Genomic DNA, 18,335 nt, shown 5'->3' on the forward strand with positions numbered 1-18,335 from the left:
CCTAATTGCATTTTTTCTAAGAGACAACAATTTTCTAATGAGAGGGATTACTATTTGCTATTTGTTGATGTTTTGGGTTGGAATAAATTGCGCCCAAGCACAAACGCCGAACACTTATTCTTTAAAAGAAGCGATTGATTTTGCTATAAAAAATAACATGTCGGTGCAGTCTGCCCAAACAGATAATGCAATAGCAAAGGCCAAAGTAAAAGAAACTGTCGGCATTGGCTTGCCGCAAATCAACGCAGAAGCTAAAATGACGCATCATTTCCAGTTACAGCCTAATTTCTTTACGCCTAACAGTCCATTTTTGAATAAAATGGGCGTTCCGTTTACGGTTAATGATGGGGTTGTAACATTCCCAAATATATTTCAGTTACAAAATAGCGGTACGGCCACAGCCACACTCAACCAACTTATTTTTGATGGTTCGTATTTGGTGGGATTGAAAGCGGCCAAAACTTATACCGAACTTTCGGAACGCAACATTACTGCTTCCAAAATTACGGTAGCCGAAAACGTAAGTAAAGCCTATTACAGCGTGTTGGTAGCCGAAGAAAGAAGCCAACTTTTAGACAAAAATTTGGCACGTCTCGATTCCATGTACAAGCAAACCAAAGCGATGCTAAAAAACGGTTTGGTTGAAAAAATAGACGTGGACAGAATTGAAGTTTCTTTGAATAATATAAAAATTGAACAGCAAAAAACGGCGCGTTTGGTACAGTTGAGTCGCGAATTATTGGCCTTCCAAATGGGACTTCCGTCTGCAAAAGATTTAGTGCTTACCGAGAAACTCGACAAAACTAATTTGGATAAAACAGTAGTTGTAAATAATGAAATTGACTACACACAACGTATTGAATTTCAGACAATAAATACACAAAAAGCACTGAATCAGTTAGAACAGCGCAACATCGTGGCGGGCTATTATCCCAAACTTTATGGCTTTGCTTCTTACGGATACGTTACGGCCAATCCTAAATTTGGGCGTATGTTCGATGTGTCTAACAACTGGTCGGATTACAGCTCGGCAGGTTTAAATTTGCAGATTCCAATTTTTGATGGATTCCAGAAAAAATACAAATATCAGCAATCACGCCTAACCGCCAAAAAATTGGAATTAGGCACGGAGCAACTCAAACAAAGTATCAGTTTGCAAGCCAAACAATCTGAAGCCAATTGGCTTAATAGCTTAGAAACGCTTTCCATTCAGCAACGAAATATGGAGCTTGCCCAGCAAGTCGTGAAAGTTACAAAGTCCAAATATCAACAAGGCGTAGGCTCTAACATTGAAGTTGTAAATGCGGAAACCTCTCTGAAAGAGGCACATACGAATTATTACGGCGCACTGTATGATGCGCTTATTGCCAAAATTGATTTGGATAAAGCATTAGGCAAACTCTATACGGAGCAATAATTTATCGTTTGGCCAGTTCCAAAATATCAGGCACTTCCAACGGCGTATCTTTATCGACTTGGTAAAGCGTCGCGTTTATCATGGCTTGGCCAAGCTGCTGAAGCGTAGAAACATATTTGCCCAAAAACAATCTCAGGGCAGGAAACAGCCAACCCAAATATTTATACATAGGCAGTGTATTTTTTAGGCCCGCTGTTGGTTGCAAATAGCCTGGTCTGAAATTATACACTTTTTTAAACGGCAATTTTTTCAAATCATTTTCCGTGCAGCCTTTCACTCGCGCCCACATTGAGCTACCTTTTTCGCTGCTGTCCGTGCCTGCACCAGAAATATAACTAAATGATATAGAAGGATTTAGTCGTAAAATGGTTTGTGCAAAATTCAGCGTAAGCGTATGTGTAAGTTTTGTATATTCTGGTTCTTTCATGCCCACAGACGAAACGCCCAAACAAAAAAAGCAAGCATCGTAACCAACTAAATAAGGTTCGACATCTTTTAAATCAAAAAAATTGGAGTGCAAAACTTCTTTAAGTTTGGGGTGCGTAACGCCACAAGTTTTACGACCAACTACCAAAACTTGTTCGATGGCTGGATGTTGTAAACATTCGTGTAGCACGCCTTCGCCTACCATACCCGAGGCACCCGTAATTATAACTTTCATAGTGTAAAATGTTTTTGATTGATTGATAATCAATAGGTTTAACAAAAATACACTCAAAATAATTGCAATGTGCAAAAAATCAACTTATTTAAAAGTCTTTCTAAGAGAATGAACTAAAAGCAAGCAAAATGGTGTTTTGTCTATAAAATCTATAAACAACACTATTTTAAATTATGGCTACTGAATATCAAAACGCAATTAATCAAAAGCTCAACGAAGTCGTTTCTCATTCTTCACCCGAAGCTCTTACGCAATATGGCCGCCTTGATGGGGAACTTAAAGAGCGCGACATCAAAAATACCTGCTTTAAAACAGGCGACTATATTCCCGATTTTAGTTTGCCTGATGCCACAGGCAAGTTACAGAATATCAAAAAGTTACATGATAGACAATGGCTTGTTTTGACATTTTATCGCGGACAATGGTGCCCGTTTTGTAACATTCAACTTCGTGCTTTGCAAAAACACATCGTTGATATAGAAAATATTCCTGCGCGTTTGGTAGCCGTTTCGCCACAGTTGCCTGACAAATCGCTTTCGATGGTAGAAAAACATCAACTAAAATACCCTGTGCTCAGCGATGCGGGCAATAAAGTAGGCAAACAATTTGGCTTGGTTTATAAAGTCCCCGAATATTTGCAAAAAGTATATGAAAAAGACGGCTTGCATTTGGAATACTACAATGGAAACGGAAATATAGAATTGCCACTTCCTGCCACTTACATTATTAACAAAGAAGGCAAAATTGTGTATCACTACGTGGAAGTAAGCCCTTCGGACAGACTAGACCCAGAACTTTTGGTTGCAGAACTAAAAAAATTGATGGCCAGTCAGCCTGCTTAATGAACAAAAAAGGAGTAGCACTAAAAATTGCTACTCCTTTTTTGTTATTGGCTATTTTGAAAACTGTTTTGCTTTTTCCCAATACTCATTCATTTCATCTAATGTCATGGTAGAAAGTTGCTTGCCGTCGGCTTTCGATTCGGTTTCTAAATAACTAAAACGCTGAATAAATTTTTTGTTGGTACGCTCTAAGGCTTCTTCGGGGTTTACGTTGATAAAACGCGAATAATTGATAAGAGAAAAAAGCAGGTCGCCAAATTCGCCTTCTACTTTTTTGCTGTCCACAATTTCCGCTTTCGTTTCGGCCTGAAACTCGCCGAGTTCTTCTTGCACTTTTTCCCAAACTTGGTCTTTTTCGTCCCAATCAAAACCCGCGCCTCTGGCTTTTTCCTGAATGCGCATCGCCTTAATCAGGGCGGGCAAAGAACTGGGCACACCAGAAAGCACGCCTTTATTTCCCTTTTCTTTGAGTTTCAAACTTTCCCAATTTTTCTTTACCTGCTCTTCGGTGTCGGCTTGAGCCTCTCCGTAAATGTGCGGGTGTCGGCTCACCAATTTATCGCAAAGGCCATTTAGCACATCAGCAATATCAAAAGTGTTGGTTTCTGAAGCGATACGCGCATAAAAAACTAAATGCAACATAATATCTCCGATTTCTTTCCGAATTTCGGCAAGGTCATTATTCAAAATCGCATCGCCCAACTCATACGTTTCCTCAATGGTCAGGTGTCGCAAACTTTCCATTGTTTGTTTTTTGTCCCAAGGACAATTTTCGCGCAACTCGTCCATAATGGTCAGGAGTCTGTCGAAAGCCGCCAATTTTTCGGCGCGACGCGGGTCTGGAGTACTGATGATTTGAGGCATAATTTTTTTATTCGGGCAGTTCCGAATGGTCTGCGTTTTTATATAAATTTCGGTAATACAATCTTTTTTGCTCTCGTTTGAGCATTTCGGTTGCCAGCAACTCTGGCCAAAGTTCCGAAGGTTGCGTTTTGAAAATTCGCTGCACAATTATTTCACTTACATCAAGTCTATAAAAAATTTGCATGAGCCGCTCCAACTCGCCTTGCTGTAACAAAGCTCCGATGCTTTGCGAAAGATGCAAGTGCAATTTTTCCCAATTTTCTTGGTCAATGCGGTCGGGTAGAGGAGAAGGAAGCAGCGTTTCCATAAATTTTACGATTTTACTTTGATGTCGTGATAAAATTCTTGCGGCTGATAATCTTTGCGAAGCGGAAAACCTTGCCAATCTTCGGGCATCAGGATTCGGCGCAAATCAGGGTGATTTTCAAAAACAATGCCTAACAAATCGTAGGCTTCGCGTTCGTGCCAATCTGCCGTACGCCAAACTTGCACCACCGACGGCACGTGCGGTTTTTCGCGGGGCAATGTTACTTTCAAAGACAAAAAACGATGCAATGGAATTGAGTACAACTGATAAACGACTTCCATTGTGGCGGCTTGCGTGCCATTGTCCAAACCAGTCAGGCAACTGAGCGAATCAAAATAAAAATCGGGACTCGTCCGAAGCCACGCGCAAATTTCCACAATCGCCGTAGGGACAACTTCTACACAAAGCTGATTTTCTGGGAAAATTTGCCAGCGTAACACTTTTTCTCCAAACTGATTTTGAAGCCGCGAAACCATTTCGTCTATATTCATAACACCAAAAGTCTTTGTATCAAAAACTGGGGCAAAGTTACGGAAAAGCCGTAGGGTTTTCAGCAAAAAAATAGCCGAAAATCTGTATTTGTTTTGTAGGTTTGTCTATTCAAAAAAGGACAAGAATTTTGAGTATGACAGAGCAAAAACAATATCAATTTCCCAACAAAGGAAAACGTTTTTTTCATTTGGTTTTCGACGAACTACTTTGCATGGGCATTACTTTCGCAGTTTTCAAATCGCTGCAAATCAATCTTGAGCAAAACGACCCGACAAAGATAGACATCAAAAATACGCTTATCAGCTACGCCATTTCATTTGTATTTTATACTTTTTTTGAATTAATTTTCAAGAAAACACCTGCCAAATTCATTACGCGCACACACGTAGTCAGCGACGACGGCAGCACACCAAGCTTTTTACAAATCGCCACACGCAGTATTTGCCGACTCATTCCACTGGAAGAAATTTCTTTTCTGTTCAATGAGTATCAAGGTTGGCACGACCGTTTTTCCAACACGGTAGTTATAGAAGACGAAATCTCCGAAAAAATAGAATATTAACCTTATCCCCAAAAATAACGTGTCTTTGTATTCGCTCATTCGCCCGATTTTGTTTCGCTTTTCGCCCGAAAAAGCCCATCATCTTACCTTTGGTTTGTTATCCAATTTTTTGGGAAGTGATTTTGCTCGAAAAATGGTCAAACAAAATTTGAAAGTAGCGTCGCCAGCTTTGCGGCGCACCATAGCAGGATTAGAGTTTGAAAATCCAGTTGGGTTGGCTGCAGGACTTGACAAAGATGCCAAACTGACTGACGAGCTGGAAGCCTTGGGCTTCGGCTTTATCGAAATCGGGACACTTACCCCACGACCGCAGGCAGGCAATCCGCAACCGCGTTTGTTCCGACTTCCAACCGACCAAGCCCTTATCAATCGCATGGGTTTCAACAACGAAGGGGTAGAGGTGGCCGCCCAAAGACTCAAGCAACGAAAAGGCAAAATAATTATTGGCGGCAACATTGGTAAAAATAAAGATACGCCCAACGAAAACGCCGTAGAAGATTATTTAATCTGTTTTGATGCGCTATATGAAGTGGTTGATTATTTCGTAGTCAATGTGAGTTCGCCCAACACGCCCAATTTACGCGCGTTGCAAGACAAAGAGCCACTTAAAGCATTACTTGAAACACTCCAACAACACAACGAGCAAAAACCCAAAGCCAAACCCATCTTTTTGAAAATCGCACCAGACCTTACCGAAGGCCAATTAGACGACATCGTAGAAATAGTGTTATCCACAAAAATAGCAGGCGTAGTAGCCACCAACACGACACTTTCGCGCGAAAACCTACAAACTTCCACTTCAGAAGTGGAAAAAATAGGCAATGGAGGACTTAGCGGAAAGCCATTAACCCAACATTCGACCGAAATAATCCGTTATTTGCACCAAAAATCAGGCGGAGCGTTTCCAATCGTTGGGGTAGGGGGGGTGATGACCGCACAAGACGCACTCGACAAGTTAGCCGCAGGAGCAAGTTTAATACAAATTTATACTGGGTTTATTTATAAAGGGCCAGACCTTATCAGAGAAATAAACCAAGCCATTTTGCAGCAAAGCCAACAAAAAAGCCCGCGTTCTTAAAACACGGGCTTTCATTTTTATCACAAGAAATAGTAATTATTTGCTTTGGTTCAAGAAATGGTTGAAGGTATCACCGCGCAAACCAAGACGAATTGTTTCCAAAGGAATCACCTCGTGCGGAGCAATATTGCCCAAGTTCACATTTGCACCCAACAATTTAATGAAGAAAACTTGTTGCGATTTTTGAGGAGCTTCCCAAATAATTTTTTCAAAAGGCACTTGTGTAAGAATTTCTTCTACTAAGCCTTCGCGCACTTCGCCGCTCGAACGGAACAAACCAACGTTGCCACCTTCTCTGGCTTCGCCGATTACCTTCCAAGCTCCCGCCTGAAGCTCATCATTCATCAACTTAATCCATTTATAAGGTGGGATAATTTTCTCCGCATCCTTAGAGCCTACTTCCGAAAGCACGGTTACTTGCTCAGAAAGCAAACGGATATATTCACATTTTTTGTCGTGGTCAAGTTCAATAGAACCGTCCGAAACTTCCGCATAAGTCATTTTATACTTATCCAACACACGGCGGTAATCGTCAAATTGATTACGAATAATAAAAGCCTCGAAAAGTGTTCCACCAAAATAAGTAGGAACGCCAGCTTCGCGGTAAGCAGCTAATTTTGCTTCCAAATTAGGGGTTACGTAGGACGTAGCCCAACCCAATTTCATTACATCAATATAACCCGAAGCAATAGACATCAAATCTTCCACTTCTCTAACGCTAAGACCTTTGTCCATAGCCATCGTAACACCGAAAGGGCGAGGCTTTTCGGTACGTTCGGGTAAGTTATTCAATACGTAATTCTTCATCGAATCATTTATAGTAAAATACAAGAATAAACTATTAGAGTAGCTACATTTTATTTTTGCTATATAAAAATTAAAAGCTACAAAGGTTAAGTGTGCGCTAACAAATGAGGCCACAATTTACAAACAAAATTGCAGTAAATATATTTTCTTTCTACTATTTTTTTAATTAAAGCGACAAAAAGAAGCCAAAAATAAAAATTTAACAAAAATTAATAGGTTTTTCCGAAAACATAGCAACGCTTTTATTTATACTTTTGCAAAACAAATCCAAGACCCACCCAAAGGCAATATGGCAACAACTAAAATTCATTTTTTTGCGGAGGAAATAGAATTTACACTTCCTCAAAAGCAAAAGCACCGCGAATGGCTACTAAACTTAGCCAAAGAAGAAGGCTTTCAGGTCAGAGAGCTTAATTATATTTTTTGCGACGATGAGTATTTGCACAAAATAAACGTGGAGTATCTTGACCACGACACACTAACCGATATCATTACATTTGATAACTCGGAGGTAAAAGGCAAAATCGAGGGAGACATTTTCATAAGCGTGGACAGAGTAAAAGAAAATGCAGGGCTTTTTCAGGGGACATTTGAAAACGAAATGAGGCGCATTTTAGCACATGGGCTTCTTCATCTTTGTGGATACAAAGACAAAAGCGAACAAGAAGAGCAATTAATGCGCCAAAAAGAGAGTCATTATATCGAAAAAATTTCCACGTGGAACACTTGATTTATGATTTAATATCCACGTTTCACAGTACTTGATACGTGAAATTTTAATGATAATCAGCGAAAAAGGCTTTTTTGTATTACCTTTGTAGAAAGAAAAGGCGTACAATTAAAGCCTTTTTTACGTTTATATACTGTAATCATTTTACGGTACCAGTACAATCAGAAACAATTTTCATTTCGCAGATATATGTTTAAAGAATATGATGTAATTGTGGTAGGGGCAGGCCACGCGGGTTGTGAAGCCGCAGCCGCAGCCGCTACGATGGGTTCGTCGGTGTTGCTTATCACCATGAACATGAATACAATTGCTCAAATGTCCTGCAACCCTGCAATGGGTGGCGTGGCCAAAGGGCAAATTGTGAGAGAAATAGATGCTTTGGGCGGGCTTTCTGGAATCATCACGGACAAATCCATGATACAATTCCGTATGCTCAATCTGTCCAAAGGCCCTGCCATGTGGAGTCCACGTGCTCAAAGCGACCGTATGCGCTTTACAGAAGAATGGCGTTTGGCTTTAGAACGCAACCCAAATGTAGATTTTTGGCAAGAAATGGCCGCAGGTTTGGTGGTCAAAAACAATAAAGTAGTTGGGGTTCGGACGTCAATGGGAATAGAGATTTCAGGAAAATCGGTCGTTTTAACTAACGGTACATTCCTGAATGGCGTGATTCATATCGGAGAAAAACAGTTTGGTGGAGGTCGTGCAGCCGAAAAGGCAGCATCGGGAATCACCGAACAACTTGTTGAATTGGGCTTTGAAAGCGGAAGAATGAAGACAGGAACACCGCCGCGCGTAGATGGGAGAAGCCTGCATTACGACCGAATGGAAGAACAATTTGGCGATGAAAACCCTTCTAAGTTCTCTTATTCGGACGAAACAAGCCCGCTAAAGGAGCAAAGAAGTTGCTTTATCACTTATACCAATCACCAAGTACATGAGGTTTTGCGTACAGGGTTTGAAAAATCACCGATGTTTGCAGGCCGTATTCAGGGCAGAGGGCCTCGTTATTGCCCTTCGGTAGAAGATAAAATCAACCGTTTTGCAGACAAAGACCGTCATCAAATCTTCGTAGAACCCGAAGGCTGGAACACAGTAGAGATTTATGTAAATGGATTTTCGACTTCATTGCCCGAAGATGTGCAGTACAAAGCCCTTCGTTTGATACCAGGTTTTGAAGATGCGCGTATGTTTAGGCCAGGTTATGCCATCGAATACGATTATTTTCCGCCGACCCAACTCAAAAATACGTTGGAAACGCACCTTATCGAAAACCTTTATTTCGCTGGGCAAATCAACGGAACGACAGGTTACGAAGAAGCGGCGTGTCAAGGTTTGATGGCGGGCATCAATGCACACAACAAAGTACACGAAAAAGAAGCCTTTGTTTTGAGTCGTTCAGAAGCATATATCGGCGTTTTGATAGACGATTTGATTAATAAAGGCACGGAAGAACCTTACCGAATGTTCACGTCGAGAGCAGAATATCGTATTTTATTGCGCCAAGACAACGCAGATTTGAGGCTAACACCTCGCGGATATGAGTTAGGATTAGCCTCTGAGCAGCGTTTGGAGAAAGTAAAAGCCAAAGAAGCCAATACCGAAAAGCTAAAAAATGCGCTTTCTCAATACAAATTCAGTCCTGAAAGTATCAATCCGCTGTTAGAAGAGCTTGGTTCGGCCAGTATTCGGGAGAAAGCAAGTGTGTATAACTTGCTCAAACGCCCAGATATTGAACTGCAATATCTCTCCAATTTTAATGATGAGTTTGCACAAATGCTCCAAACTTATTCGGCAGACGAGATAGAGCAAGCCTCTGTACTTATCAAGTACGAAAATTATATCGAAAAAGAACAACAAATGGCACAAAAGCTAACCGATTTGGATAGTATGCGCATCAGAGATAATATAGATTATTTCCAGTTGGGTTCGATTTCTAAAGAAGCACGCGAAAAATTGTCCAAAATTCGCCCTGCAACCATCGGCCAAGCCAGCAGAATAAGCGGGGTTTCGCCTTCGGACATATCAATACTTATGGTTTATCTTCAAAAATAATTTCGATTTTCGATGGAATATCTGATTGCCTGCCCCGTGTGCAAGCACCAACACTTTACCAAAGCCTTAGTTTGTAAAGATTTTACGGTTTCAAAAGAAGATTTTGAACTGGTAGATTGCCAAAAATGTGGTTTTAGATTCACCAATCCACGCCCAGAAGCCGACAAAATAGGCCGTTATTATCAGTCAGAAGAATATATTTCGCATTCTGACACGAACAAAGGCTTAATCAGTAAGGCTTATCGCACCGTAAGACAGATTACTTTACGTTCAAAACTCAAATTAATCACTGAAATAAACGATGGAAAAACGGGTAGTTTGTTGGATATTGGCTGCGGAACAGGCTATTTTTTACAAACTTGCCAACAAGCAGGCTGGAAAATAAGTGGGGTAGAACCCGATGCAGGCGCGAGAGCATTAGGCCAACAACAAACAAATATTAAGATTGAGCCAGATTTTTTGGCAGCCAACTACACAGAAAAGTTTGATGTCATTACACTTTGGCACGTGTTGGAGCATATTCATCGCTTAGATGAGAGCATCGCAAAGCTAAAAAACCTTATCGGAGCAACAGGAAAGTTAGTAATCGCAGTGCCAAATCATGCTTCAGGAGATGCGCAACATTACCAAGAATATTGGGCAGCTTACGACGTGCCGCGCCATTTGTATCATTTCACGCCACAAACCATGCAAACTTTGGCTGAAAAAAATGGAATGAAGATTTTGCGCAAAGAAGGCATGAAATTTGATTCATTTTATGTGGCCATGTTGAGCGAAAGATACAAAACAGGAAGTAATAACTACTTATCTGCAATGAGTACAGGGCTACAATCCAACCAAAAAGCCGATTCTACAGGTTTATATTCAAGTGTAATTTATATACTCCAAAATATTTAGGGTAAAATGAAGTATCAGAAAGCTATTTTATTAACAATTTTGTGGATAACCTTCTTTTATAAACAAAGTTATCCACAAACTGATACTGTAATGCACAAAATACCTGTGGAAAACGTGGTTATAACGGTGGATAGTACCCAAAATGCTGTACAACAGCCACAGGATTTGCCTAACAAAAAAGAAAATAAACGTATTCTAATCGGTATAGCACTGCTTACCCTCACTATTTTTCTGATTTACAATGTACGTTCCAATTAAAAAACACTTATCCACAGCCCTCCTGTCGGGGGCTTTATTGTCGGGTTGTGCCAGTGTAAAGCCCCCGACAGGAGGGCCAAAAGACGAAAAAGCCCCCGTATTAACCGAAAGTAACCCCGCCAACAATAGTACCAACTTCAAAGGCAAGGTTGTAAAATTGGAGTTTGATGAAGATGTAGAGCTGAATAATCTCAACACACAGTTGCTCATCACGCCATACATGAACAATAATTACACCACTCACATCAAACGCAACGTTCTGACGCTTACGTTTGAAAAGGAGTTGCCGCCCAATACGACCATTAGTTTGAATTTTAGGGAAGGAATAAAAGATATTCACGAAGCCACCAACAAAACAAAAGACTTGAAATTGGCTTTCAGTACGGGAAATAGCATTGATTCTTTGCAGTGGAATGGTCAAATCTTGGATTTTCAGACCCAAAAACCACAAGCTAATACGTTGGTGGCCTTGTACAAACTATCCGATACGCTCAATATTCGCAAACAAGCACCTTATTATATAGGCAGGAGCAATGACGCAGGCCAGTTTGATATTGCCAATATTGCGGCTGGCGAGTATTTTGCTTGTGCTTTCGACGATAAAAATAATAACTACAAGTACGATGAGCGAACAGAATCCATTGGTTTTTTGAGTGAAAATCTCAAAATCCAGAAAAATGAAAGCTCGGAAATCAGTCTTTTTATGAACGACAATACCGCCCCAAGATTTTTACGCACGAGAAATGTGGGAAAATCGGTTGTATTTTCGTTTAGCGAGGGTTTGACATACATACAAGCAGCAGCCAATCCAAATACTGTATTTGATCAAAGCGAGGATAAAGCAGATATTCGTATGTATCCACAAAATGTGGATAAGTTATCCAAAGATTCGGTAGAAATAGGCTTTACTGTTCGTGATTCTTCTGATAATCAATTAGTTGTCAAAAAAAGAGTGCTGTTTGACGTAAACGGAAATGTGGATAAAACAACTACGTTATCCACAAAACCAGAAAGGAATAGCGTTATAACACCGTATCAGACAATAGAAATAGCCTACGCAAGCCCTATAACGGACAGTAGTTTTTTACAAAAAGTAACTGTTAATCCTGATTCGGCGGGCTGGAAAGCAACTAAAGCAAGGCTTTCAGGAAGCAAAAATACACTCATAATCAGTAACTTACCCGTATTTAAGAAGGATATAAGCCTGATTGTTCCGCCTGTAAAATTGATTAAAGGAAATAGCACAAAGGCTGATACACTGCATTATACGCCAGCCATCGAAACTAATTTCGGAATAATCGGCGGACAAGTTACTTCTGCGGACAAAGATTTTATATTGGAATTGGTGAGCGAAGATTTCAAAGTAGTGCAGTCGGTGCGCAATGCCAAGAAGTTTCGGTTCACTTATGTGCCTGCGGGCAAATATCGTTTGAGACTTATTGTAGATAAAAATCAGAACGGAAGATGGGACGCAGGTAGTTTGGATAAGAAAACCCAGCCCGAAAAAGTAGTTATCCACAAAGAAGTGATTAACCTCAAAGCCAATTGGGAGTTAGAAGACTTCAAATTATAGCTGATTTTCAGTACTTTACAATAAATTTTACGAAGTATAAACATACTAAATGTGGATAAGTGGAGTAAATCACACATTTATCCACATTTTTTTTATACTAATTCATTCAGAATGAGTTTATCCCCTTCCAAAAATATTTTCCAAAAGCTCAAAAAAGTTATCAACAAGCCCTATTTTGGTAACACTGAAAATCAGCAAGTTAAGAATGTCGTTTATGCACACTTTCTGTGTATAAAAAAGAATTTATACACAAACAATACCCCAAAACCAGTGTATAAACCCATGTCTTTAGACACATTCGGGCACATGTGTGTATAACCCACCATAAGATACACACATTATGACCAAAGTTATACACGACCCAAAATGCACATTAAAAGTTATGCACATTTTACAAAAAAAGTGTATATCTTTATAAAAAGCTCAAAATCAATAAATATTGATGTTCATAAGTTCGTTTATAAAAGTGGATAATCATAACACTTATTCACACACCTAAAAAATAGACTTGATTATCCACATATCCACAGCATAATAAAAGCAACAAGCTTTTTATTTAAAAAAAAGATAATTAAGATTAATTAGGGTTGTGAACAATTGGGCTCATAATTGGCCGACAGTTGAATTTATGATTTCTATGATTAAATTTGCCCCCGAAACCAAGAAAGCATTACTAATGCAGAAAAAGACGCTATTAGGCGCAGGTTTGATATTTGTTGGTTCTGTCTTTATTCCGATGGCTGGGTATTCACAAACCCAATCTAAAGATATTGATTTGGCCAATGAGTACTACACACGCCATGATTTTGAAAAATCATTGGAACTTTATGATAAGCTGGCAAAAGACCCTGCTAATGGCAAGGCTATTTATGCCAACTACTTGGCGGTATTGTCCGAACTCAAGCAAGATGAAAAGACTGAGCGTTTTCTCAAGAAAATGGCAAAGGCTTATCCGCAGCAGTTTGAGTATAAGATAGACCTTGCCTTGCTGTACCAGAAACAAAAAAAGGATGATAAAGCGAATAAAATTTTTAGTCGGCTTTTTGAGGACATAGAAAAAAAATCAAACATAGTCGAATATACTGCCGACTATCTCGTGAAAGTGGGTTTGTTGGATAAAGCCGAGCTGCTCTACAAGGAATCGCGCAAAGCCATGTTCGACCCTTACGCCTACAACTTCAAGTTGGCCGAAATTCACAAACGGCGCGGTGAGACTTCGCAAATGATTGATGAACTTTTGTTGTATCTGGACAAAGACCCTTCGGCTATTTTCTTGATAGAAAATTCGTTGCAAACGCAACTGACCAAACCCGAAGAATTGGACATGCTCCAAAAAACGCTTTACGAAAGAGTACAAACCGATGCCAGTAATCTGATTTACAACGAATTGTTGATGTGGTTGTTTTTGCAACGCAAAGATTTTGACGGCGCGTTCATTCAGGCCAAAGCCATTGACAAACGCGGAAAACTGCCCGCAACGAAAGTGTTGGAAGTCGGGACGCTGAGTATGAGCAACAAAGATTACAAATCGGCGGTTTCGATTTTTGAGTATGTGGTGCAAGAGTACGCGGCAGTTCCGTCGGTGTATGCTCCCGCCCAACGGCAACTCATCGAAGCCAGAGAGCAGGCCATAAAAAATGTATATCCTATTGACAAACAGGCGATTAAGGCTTTAGTTGAGGATTATAAAAAATTGATGAAAATTTTGCCAGACCCTTACAGCATGGCCGAAAGCCAACGGAGTATCGCGCTGTTGTATGGTCATTATTTGGGACAACCCGATACGGCAATTTTTTATTTGAACAAAGCCGTAACCGTTCCGCGCTACAATCGGCAATTTGTGTCGAAGTGCAAATTAGATTTGGGCGATATGTATTTGCTCAAAAATGAACCTTGGGAAGCAACTTTGTTGTATTCGCAAGTGGAAAAAGATGAAAAAGACCAACCGTTAGGTTATGAAGCCAAACTCCGAAATGCCAAATTGTCATATTACAAGGGCGAGTTTGATTTGGCGCAAGACCATTTGGATGTTTTGAAATTGGCGACCTCGCGCGAGATAGCCAACGATGCACTGGATTTGAGTTTAATGATTCAGGATAACACGGCTTTCGATTCGACGGGTGCGGCTTTGGCCGAATATTCAAAAATCGAACTTCTTTTATTTGAAAATAAAGATGAAGAGGCTTTGGCCAAATGTGATGAGCTTTTGAAAAAATATCCGAAAAGCAGCCTCGACGATGAAGTGTATTGGTTGCGTGCGAAGGTGTATCGGCGCATGAAAAAATTTGATAAAGCCATTGAAAATCTGGATGTTATTTCCAAAGATTATGCTTCAGATATTTTTGCCGACGACGCTCTTTTCATGAAAGGTGTGATTTATGAAGAAGATTTGCAGGACAAAGAAAAAGCGATGGAAACGTATCAAAACTTGATGAAAACTTTCCCTGCAAGTATTTTTACGGCAGAAGCAAGAAAAAAATATCGTATTTTACGTGGAGATTTTGTAAATTGACCACTGTAAATATAATACTACTTTCAACACTTGAATATATTTGATAGTTAGATACTTATGATATTTTCAACTTGATTAAACCAAATTAACTGATGGAAATCAAACGCATTTTTGAACTGCTGCCGCACCAGCAAGCCCATACTCCGAAGAGTGATATTTTGGCTTATAAAGTAAAAGGCCAATGGGTAAAATACAGTACAGACGAACTTATTCGCAAGGCCAATAGCGTAAGTTTGGGTCTTTTGAAAATTGGCATCAAACGCAACGATAAGGTTGCGATTATTTCCCCGAACCGCCCAGAATGGAATTTTGTGGATTTCGGGATTCAGCAAATTGGAGCTGTGAGCGTACCGATGTATCCGACAATTACGGAAGAAGAATATGCTTATATTTTCAGAGATTCGGGCGTGAAAGTGGTGTTTGTGGCAGACGAAAAACTGTATGCAAAAGCAAGCAAAGTAGCTGCTCAAATACCTGAAATTCAGGTGATTTATACTTTTGATAGAATCGAAGGTGCGAATTTTTGGACAGACCTTACGGACTTGGCCAAAGACGATGACCCCGCGCTTTTGGAACAACACAAAGCCGCCATTCAACCAGAAGATTTGCTGACGTTGATTTATACTTCTGGCACGACTGGCAACCCGAAAGGTGTAATGATTACTCATAACAACTTGGTGGCCAACATAGAAGGTTCGATGCCAGCCGTACCCGTAACCTCGACTTCTATCGCTTTGAGCTTTCTGCCACTTTGTCACGTGTATGAGCGAATGGTACATTATCTTTATATGTACGTGGGTGTTTCGGTTTATTATGCCGAAAGTATGGACACCATCGCCGACAACCTCAAAGAAATTAAGCCAAATATTTTTGTAACTGTTCCGCGTTTGCTCGAAAAAGTTTATGACAAAATCGTGATAAAAGGTTATGAGCTGACAGGTATCAAAAGAGCGTTGTTCTTTTGGGCTTTGGAACTTGGCTTACAGTATGAAGTAGGAACGGACAAAGGTTGGTGGTATAACTTTCAGCTAAAACTTGCCAACAAAATTATTTTTAATAAATGGCGTGAGGCTTTGGGCGGAAACGTCGTGGCGATTGTGTCGGGTGGAGCGGCTTTGCAACCCCGTTTAGCAAGAGTTTTCTGGGCTGCTCAAGTGAAGGTAATCGAAGGTTATGGACTTACTGAAACATCGCCAGTAATCGCCGTAAACCGTGTAGAACCTGAAAATGCACGCGTTGGGACGGTCGGAACGATTATTAATAATGTACAAGTTTCATTTGCTACTGACGGCGAAATTTTGGTAAAAGGTCCTTCTATTATGAAAGGCTATTACAACAAACCAGAACTTACAGCCGAAGCCATTGATGCAGAAGGTTGGTTCCATACAGGCGACATAGGAGAGTTGGTAGAAGGCCGTTTCTTGAAAATTACAGACCGTAAGAAAGAAATGTTCAAAACTTCGGGTGGCAAGTACGTTGCACCACAGCCAATCGAAAACAGCTTGAAGGAATCCGTTATCATTGAGCAAGTTATGGTAGTAGGCGAGGGGCAAAAATTCCCTGCGGCTTTAGTTGTTCCGTCGGTGCAAGGCTTAAAAGATTGGTGTGAGGTAAAACATATTCCTTTTAACTCGTTGGCTGAAGTACTTAAAAATGAACAAGTTGTCTCTAAATTTAATAAAGAGGTACAAAAATGCAATGAGCATTTGGCGCAATACGAACAAATCAAGAAAATTGTAGTGTTGCCTGATGCGTGGGGAGTTGATTCAGGCGAAATGACACCAACACTTAAACTCAAACGCAAATTCATTTCTAACAAATACAAGAAAGAAATTGAAAGTATTTACGAAAATGTTTAAAGTATAGTTTCTTTAAAAAATACAAAAGCCGCTTCTTTCGGGAAGCGGCTTTTCTTATGCCGTAATGACTGTCTGTTCTTGTATTTTCTGTCGGCTAATGTGATTGAAGCGGAGTGTAAGTAAGGTGGCTGCAATAGCAAGGCCAAGCAGTAAGCCGTACCAAATTCCTTGTACGCCCATGTTGGCATATACGGCTAAGGCATAACCAATCGGCAAACCCAATACCCAATAGGCCACGAGTGTAATGGCGGTTGGGATTTTTACGTCCGAAAGTCCGCGCAACGCACCCAAACAAACCACCTGTACGCCATCCGAAATCTGGAAAATAGCCGCAATAATCAGCAGCGAAGAAGCTACTTTAATTACTTCTGTATTGTCTATATAAAATGTTGGTAGCCAGAATCTTCCGATAGTAAATACAATCCCCATCAGTCCCATAAAAGCAACGACGATATGTAGCGCACTAAAGCCCGCCATTCGGCTACTGTGCAAATCGCCACTGCCTACGCCATTGCCGACCCGAACCGTAGCGGCTGCGCCTAAACCGCTGGCCATCATGTAGGTTACGGCGGCCATGTTCAGCGCGATTTGGTGTGCGGCCAACTCATTAGAGCCAAGTTGCCCCACCAACACGGCTGCTGTACTGAAAGCGGCTACTTCAAAAGTCATTTGCATACTCACAGGCACGCCTATATATAATAGGTGTTTGATTTTTGCCCAAGAAATAAATTCCATGTTCCAGCCGAAGCGGTACGGACGGAATTTTTTAGCAAACCAAACATAACCAAACATCGCGACAGCCATCAGGCAACGCGCCGTAAAAGTGGCCAGTCCAGAGCCTTTTATTCCCATTGGTTCAAAACCCCAATGTCCATAAACCCACGTATAATTAAGTAAAATATTGATAGCGTTGGCGGCCAAAGTGATGTACATGGCCGTAACCGTGTCGGAAAGCCCTTCGGCAAATTGCTTGAACGCCGAAAAAAACATAAGCGGCAGCAACGACAATACCAACAGTTGCATAAACGGAATGGCTTGCTCGATTACTTCGGGTTTTTGCTTGAGCAGGTGCATGAGCGGCAACATTTGCCAAAATACAATGACTAAAACTGTTGCTAATAACACATTGATTAACAAGCTATTTTTCAACAAAACACTGCTTTCGCGTTGGTCGTGGCGACCGTCGGCAGCGGCTACCAATGGCGTAAGCCCGTAGGCAAATCCTAAGCCAATCACGAGCATGATACTAAACAAACCCGTAGCCAGCGAAACAGCCGCCAACGGAATTGCGCCCGTGCGGCCAACCATCATGCTATCGGCTACGCTTACGGTAATGTGGCCAGCTTGCCCCAACACAACGGGCATGGCCAATTTGAATGTTTGGCGATAATGCGCCATATACTTTTTCATAAAATCTGGGT

At 40.7% G+C, this 18,335-nt stretch carries 17 protein-coding genes; 11 read left to right on the forward strand and 6 right to left on the reverse strand.

Annotated features, from left to right (window positions below):
• The first annotated feature begins 37 nt into the window (after positions 1-37).
• Positions 38-1,417, forward strand: a complete 1,380-nt coding sequence (locus BM090_RS12590) for a TolC family protein (protein ID WP_091513493.1) — start codon at positions 38-40, stop codon at positions 1,415-1,417.
• A 1-nt stretch (position 1,418) separates the two neighbouring features.
• On the opposite strand, the gene BM090_RS12595 is transcribed toward BM090_RS12590, so the two are convergent.
• A complete protein-coding gene (locus BM090_RS12595) occupies positions 1,419-2,078 on the reverse strand; it encodes an NAD-dependent epimerase/dehydratase family protein (RefSeq protein WP_091513496.1) in 660 nt (219 codons plus the stop codon).
• A gap of 173 nt (positions 2,079-2,251) precedes the next feature.
• Here BM090_RS12595 and BM090_RS12600 point away from each other — a divergent pair, with 173 nt between their 5' ends.
• Positions 2,252-2,920: a peroxiredoxin-like family protein gene (locus tag BM090_RS12600; protein ID WP_091513499.1), complete on the forward strand. Its 669-nt coding sequence runs from the start codon at positions 2,252-2,254 to the stop codon at positions 2,918-2,920.
• 51 nt (positions 2,921-2,971) lie between these two features.
• Here BM090_RS12600 and mazG read toward each other — a convergent pair whose 3' ends face one another.
• From mazG to BM090_RS12615, 3 genes are read right to left on the reverse strand one after another with little or no spacing between them, the layout of a single operon-like run.
• Entirely contained in the window at positions 2,972-3,784 is an 813-nt protein-coding gene (gene mazG, locus BM090_RS12605; protein WP_091513501.1) for a nucleoside triphosphate pyrophosphohydrolase, read from the reverse strand.
• A gap of 7 nt (positions 3,785-3,791) precedes the next feature.
• Positions 3,792-4,091 carry a hypothetical protein gene (locus BM090_RS12610; protein WP_091513505.1) on the reverse strand — a complete coding sequence of 100 codons (300 nt, stop codon included), beginning with the start codon at positions 4,089-4,091 and terminating at the stop codon, positions 3,792-3,794.
• A 5-nt stretch (positions 4,092-4,096) separates the two neighbouring features.
• Entirely contained in the window at positions 4,097-4,582 is a 486-nt protein-coding gene (locus BM090_RS12615) for an NADH-quinone oxidoreductase subunit C (RefSeq protein ID WP_091513509.1), read from the reverse strand.
• A gap of 134 nt (positions 4,583-4,716) precedes the next feature.
• Here BM090_RS12615 and BM090_RS12620 point away from each other — a divergent pair, with 134 nt between their 5' ends.
• A complete protein-coding gene (locus BM090_RS12620) occupies positions 4,717-5,145 on the forward strand; it encodes an RDD family protein (RefSeq protein ID WP_091513512.1) in 429 nt (142 codons plus the stop codon).
• Positions 5,146-5,170: 25 nt separating this feature from the next.
• Entirely contained in the window at positions 5,171-6,223 is a 1,053-nt protein-coding gene (locus BM090_RS12625; protein ID WP_091513609.1) for a quinone-dependent dihydroorotate dehydrogenase, read from the forward strand.
• Between the two features lie 36 nt (positions 6,224-6,259).
• Here the strand turns inward: BM090_RS12625 and BM090_RS12630 are convergent, their stop codons facing one another.
• Positions 6,260-7,030: a phosphosulfolactate synthase gene (locus BM090_RS12630; RefSeq protein ID WP_091513515.1), complete on the reverse strand. Its 771-nt coding sequence runs from the start codon at positions 7,028-7,030 to the stop codon at positions 6,260-6,262.
• Between the two features lie 289 nt (positions 7,031-7,319).
• Here BM090_RS12630 and ybeY point away from each other — a divergent pair, with 289 nt between their 5' ends.
• From ybeY to BM090_RS12670, 7 genes are all read left to right on the forward strand, one after another.
• Positions 7,320-7,760, forward strand: a complete 441-nt coding sequence (ybeY, locus tag BM090_RS12635; protein ID WP_091513518.1) for an rRNA maturation RNase YbeY — start codon at positions 7,320-7,322, stop codon at positions 7,758-7,760.
• Between the two features lie 189 nt (positions 7,761-7,949).
• Positions 7,950-9,815 (forward strand): tRNA uridine-5-carboxymethylaminomethyl(34) synthesis enzyme MnmG, encoded by a 1,866-nt coding sequence (gene mnmG, locus BM090_RS12640; RefSeq protein ID WP_091513521.1) that lies wholly within the window; start codon positions 7,950-7,952, stop codon positions 9,813-9,815.
• A 12-nt stretch (positions 9,816-9,827) separates the two neighbouring features.
• Positions 9,828-10,712 carry a class I SAM-dependent methyltransferase gene (locus BM090_RS12645; RefSeq protein WP_091513524.1) on the forward strand — a complete coding sequence of 295 codons (885 nt, stop codon included), beginning with the start codon at positions 9,828-9,830 and terminating at the stop codon, positions 10,710-10,712.
• Between the two features lie 90 nt (positions 10,713-10,802).
• Positions 10,803-10,970, forward strand: coding sequence for a hypothetical protein (locus BM090_RS18410; protein WP_177199925.1), 168 nt, complete (start codon positions 10,803-10,805; stop codon positions 10,968-10,970).
• Positions 10,954-12,543, forward strand: a complete 1,590-nt coding sequence (locus tag BM090_RS12655; protein ID WP_091513530.1) for an Ig-like domain-containing domain — start codon at positions 10,954-10,956, stop codon at positions 12,541-12,543. The genes BM090_RS18410 and BM090_RS12655 overlap by 17 nt, the downstream gene beginning before the upstream one ends.
• A gap of 637 nt (positions 12,544-13,180) precedes the next feature.
• The gene (locus BM090_RS12665) at positions 13,181-15,055 is read left to right on the forward strand and encodes a tetratricopeptide repeat protein (protein ID WP_221405397.1); all 1,875 of its coding nucleotides are present in this window, start codon (positions 13,181-13,183) and stop codon (positions 15,053-15,055) included.
• Positions 15,056-15,147: 92 nt separating this feature from the next.
• Entirely contained in the window at positions 15,148-16,914 is a 1,767-nt protein-coding gene (locus BM090_RS12670) for an AMP-dependent synthetase/ligase (RefSeq protein WP_091513538.1), read from the forward strand.
• A gap of 54 nt (positions 16,915-16,968) precedes the next feature.
• Here the strand turns inward: BM090_RS12670 and BM090_RS12675 are convergent, their stop codons facing one another.
• Positions 16,969-18,324, reverse strand: coding sequence for an MATE family efflux transporter (locus BM090_RS12675; RefSeq protein WP_091513613.1), 1,356 nt, complete (start codon positions 18,322-18,324; stop codon positions 16,969-16,971).
• Positions 18,325-18,335: the final 11 nt, after the last annotated feature.

The sequence above is a fragment of the Flexibacter flexilis DSM 6793 genome (assembly GCF_900112255.1).
Taxonomy (GTDB): Bacteria; Bacteroidota; Bacteroidia; order Cytophagales; family Flexibacteraceae; genus Flexibacter; species Flexibacter flexilis.

Bases quoted from the DNA above. Each gene is read 5' to 3' on its own strand.
- BM090_RS12590 (WP_091513493.1), top strand. From the start codon at position 38: ATGAGAGGGATTACTATTTGCTATTTGTTGATGTTTTGGGTTGGAATA.
- BM090_RS12595 (WP_091513496.1), bottom strand. From the start codon at position 2,078: ATGAAAGTTATAATTACGGGTGCCTCGGGTATGGTAGGCGAAGGCGTG.
- BM090_RS12600 (WP_091513499.1), top strand. From the start codon at position 2,252: ATGGCTACTGAATATCAAAACGCAATTAATCAAAAGCTCAACGAAGTC.
- mazG (WP_091513501.1), bottom strand. From the start codon at position 3,784: ATGCCTCAAATCATCAGTACTCCAGACCCGCGTCGCGCCGAAAAATTG.
- BM090_RS12610 (WP_091513505.1), bottom strand. From the start codon at position 4,091: ATGGAAACGCTGCTTCCTTCTCCTCTACCCGACCGCATTGACCAAGAA.
- BM090_RS12615 (WP_091513509.1), bottom strand. From the start codon at position 4,582: ATGAATATAGACGAAATGGTTTCGCGGCTTCAAAATCAGTTTGGAGAA.
- BM090_RS12620 (WP_091513512.1), top strand. From the start codon at position 4,717: ATGACAGAGCAAAAACAATATCAATTTCCCAACAAAGGAAAACGTTTT.
- BM090_RS12630 (WP_091513515.1), bottom strand. From the start codon at position 7,030: ATGAAGAATTACGTATTGAATAACTTACCCGAACGTACCGAAAAGCCT.
- ybeY (WP_091513518.1), top strand. From the start codon at position 7,320: ATGGCAACAACTAAAATTCATTTTTTTGCGGAGGAAATAGAATTTACA.
- mnmG (WP_091513521.1), top strand. From the start codon at position 7,950: ATGTTTAAAGAATATGATGTAATTGTGGTAGGGGCAGGCCACGCGGGT.
- BM090_RS12645 (WP_091513524.1), top strand. From the start codon at position 9,828: ATGGAATATCTGATTGCCTGCCCCGTGTGCAAGCACCAACACTTTACC.
- BM090_RS18410 (WP_177199925.1), top strand. From the start codon at position 10,803: ATGCACAAAATACCTGTGGAAAACGTGGTTATAACGGTGGATAGTACC.
- BM090_RS12655 (WP_091513530.1), top strand. From the start codon at position 10,954: ATGTACGTTCCAATTAAAAAACACTTATCCACAGCCCTCCTGTCGGGG.
- BM090_RS12665 (WP_221405397.1), top strand. From the start codon at position 13,181: ATGATTAAATTTGCCCCCGAAACCAAGAAAGCATTACTAATGCAGAAA.
- BM090_RS12670 (WP_091513538.1), top strand. From the start codon at position 15,148: ATGGAAATCAAACGCATTTTTGAACTGCTGCCGCACCAGCAAGCCCAT.
- BM090_RS12675 (WP_091513613.1), bottom strand. From the start codon at position 18,324: ATGAAAAAGTATATGGCGCATTATCGCCAAACATTCAAATTGGCCATG.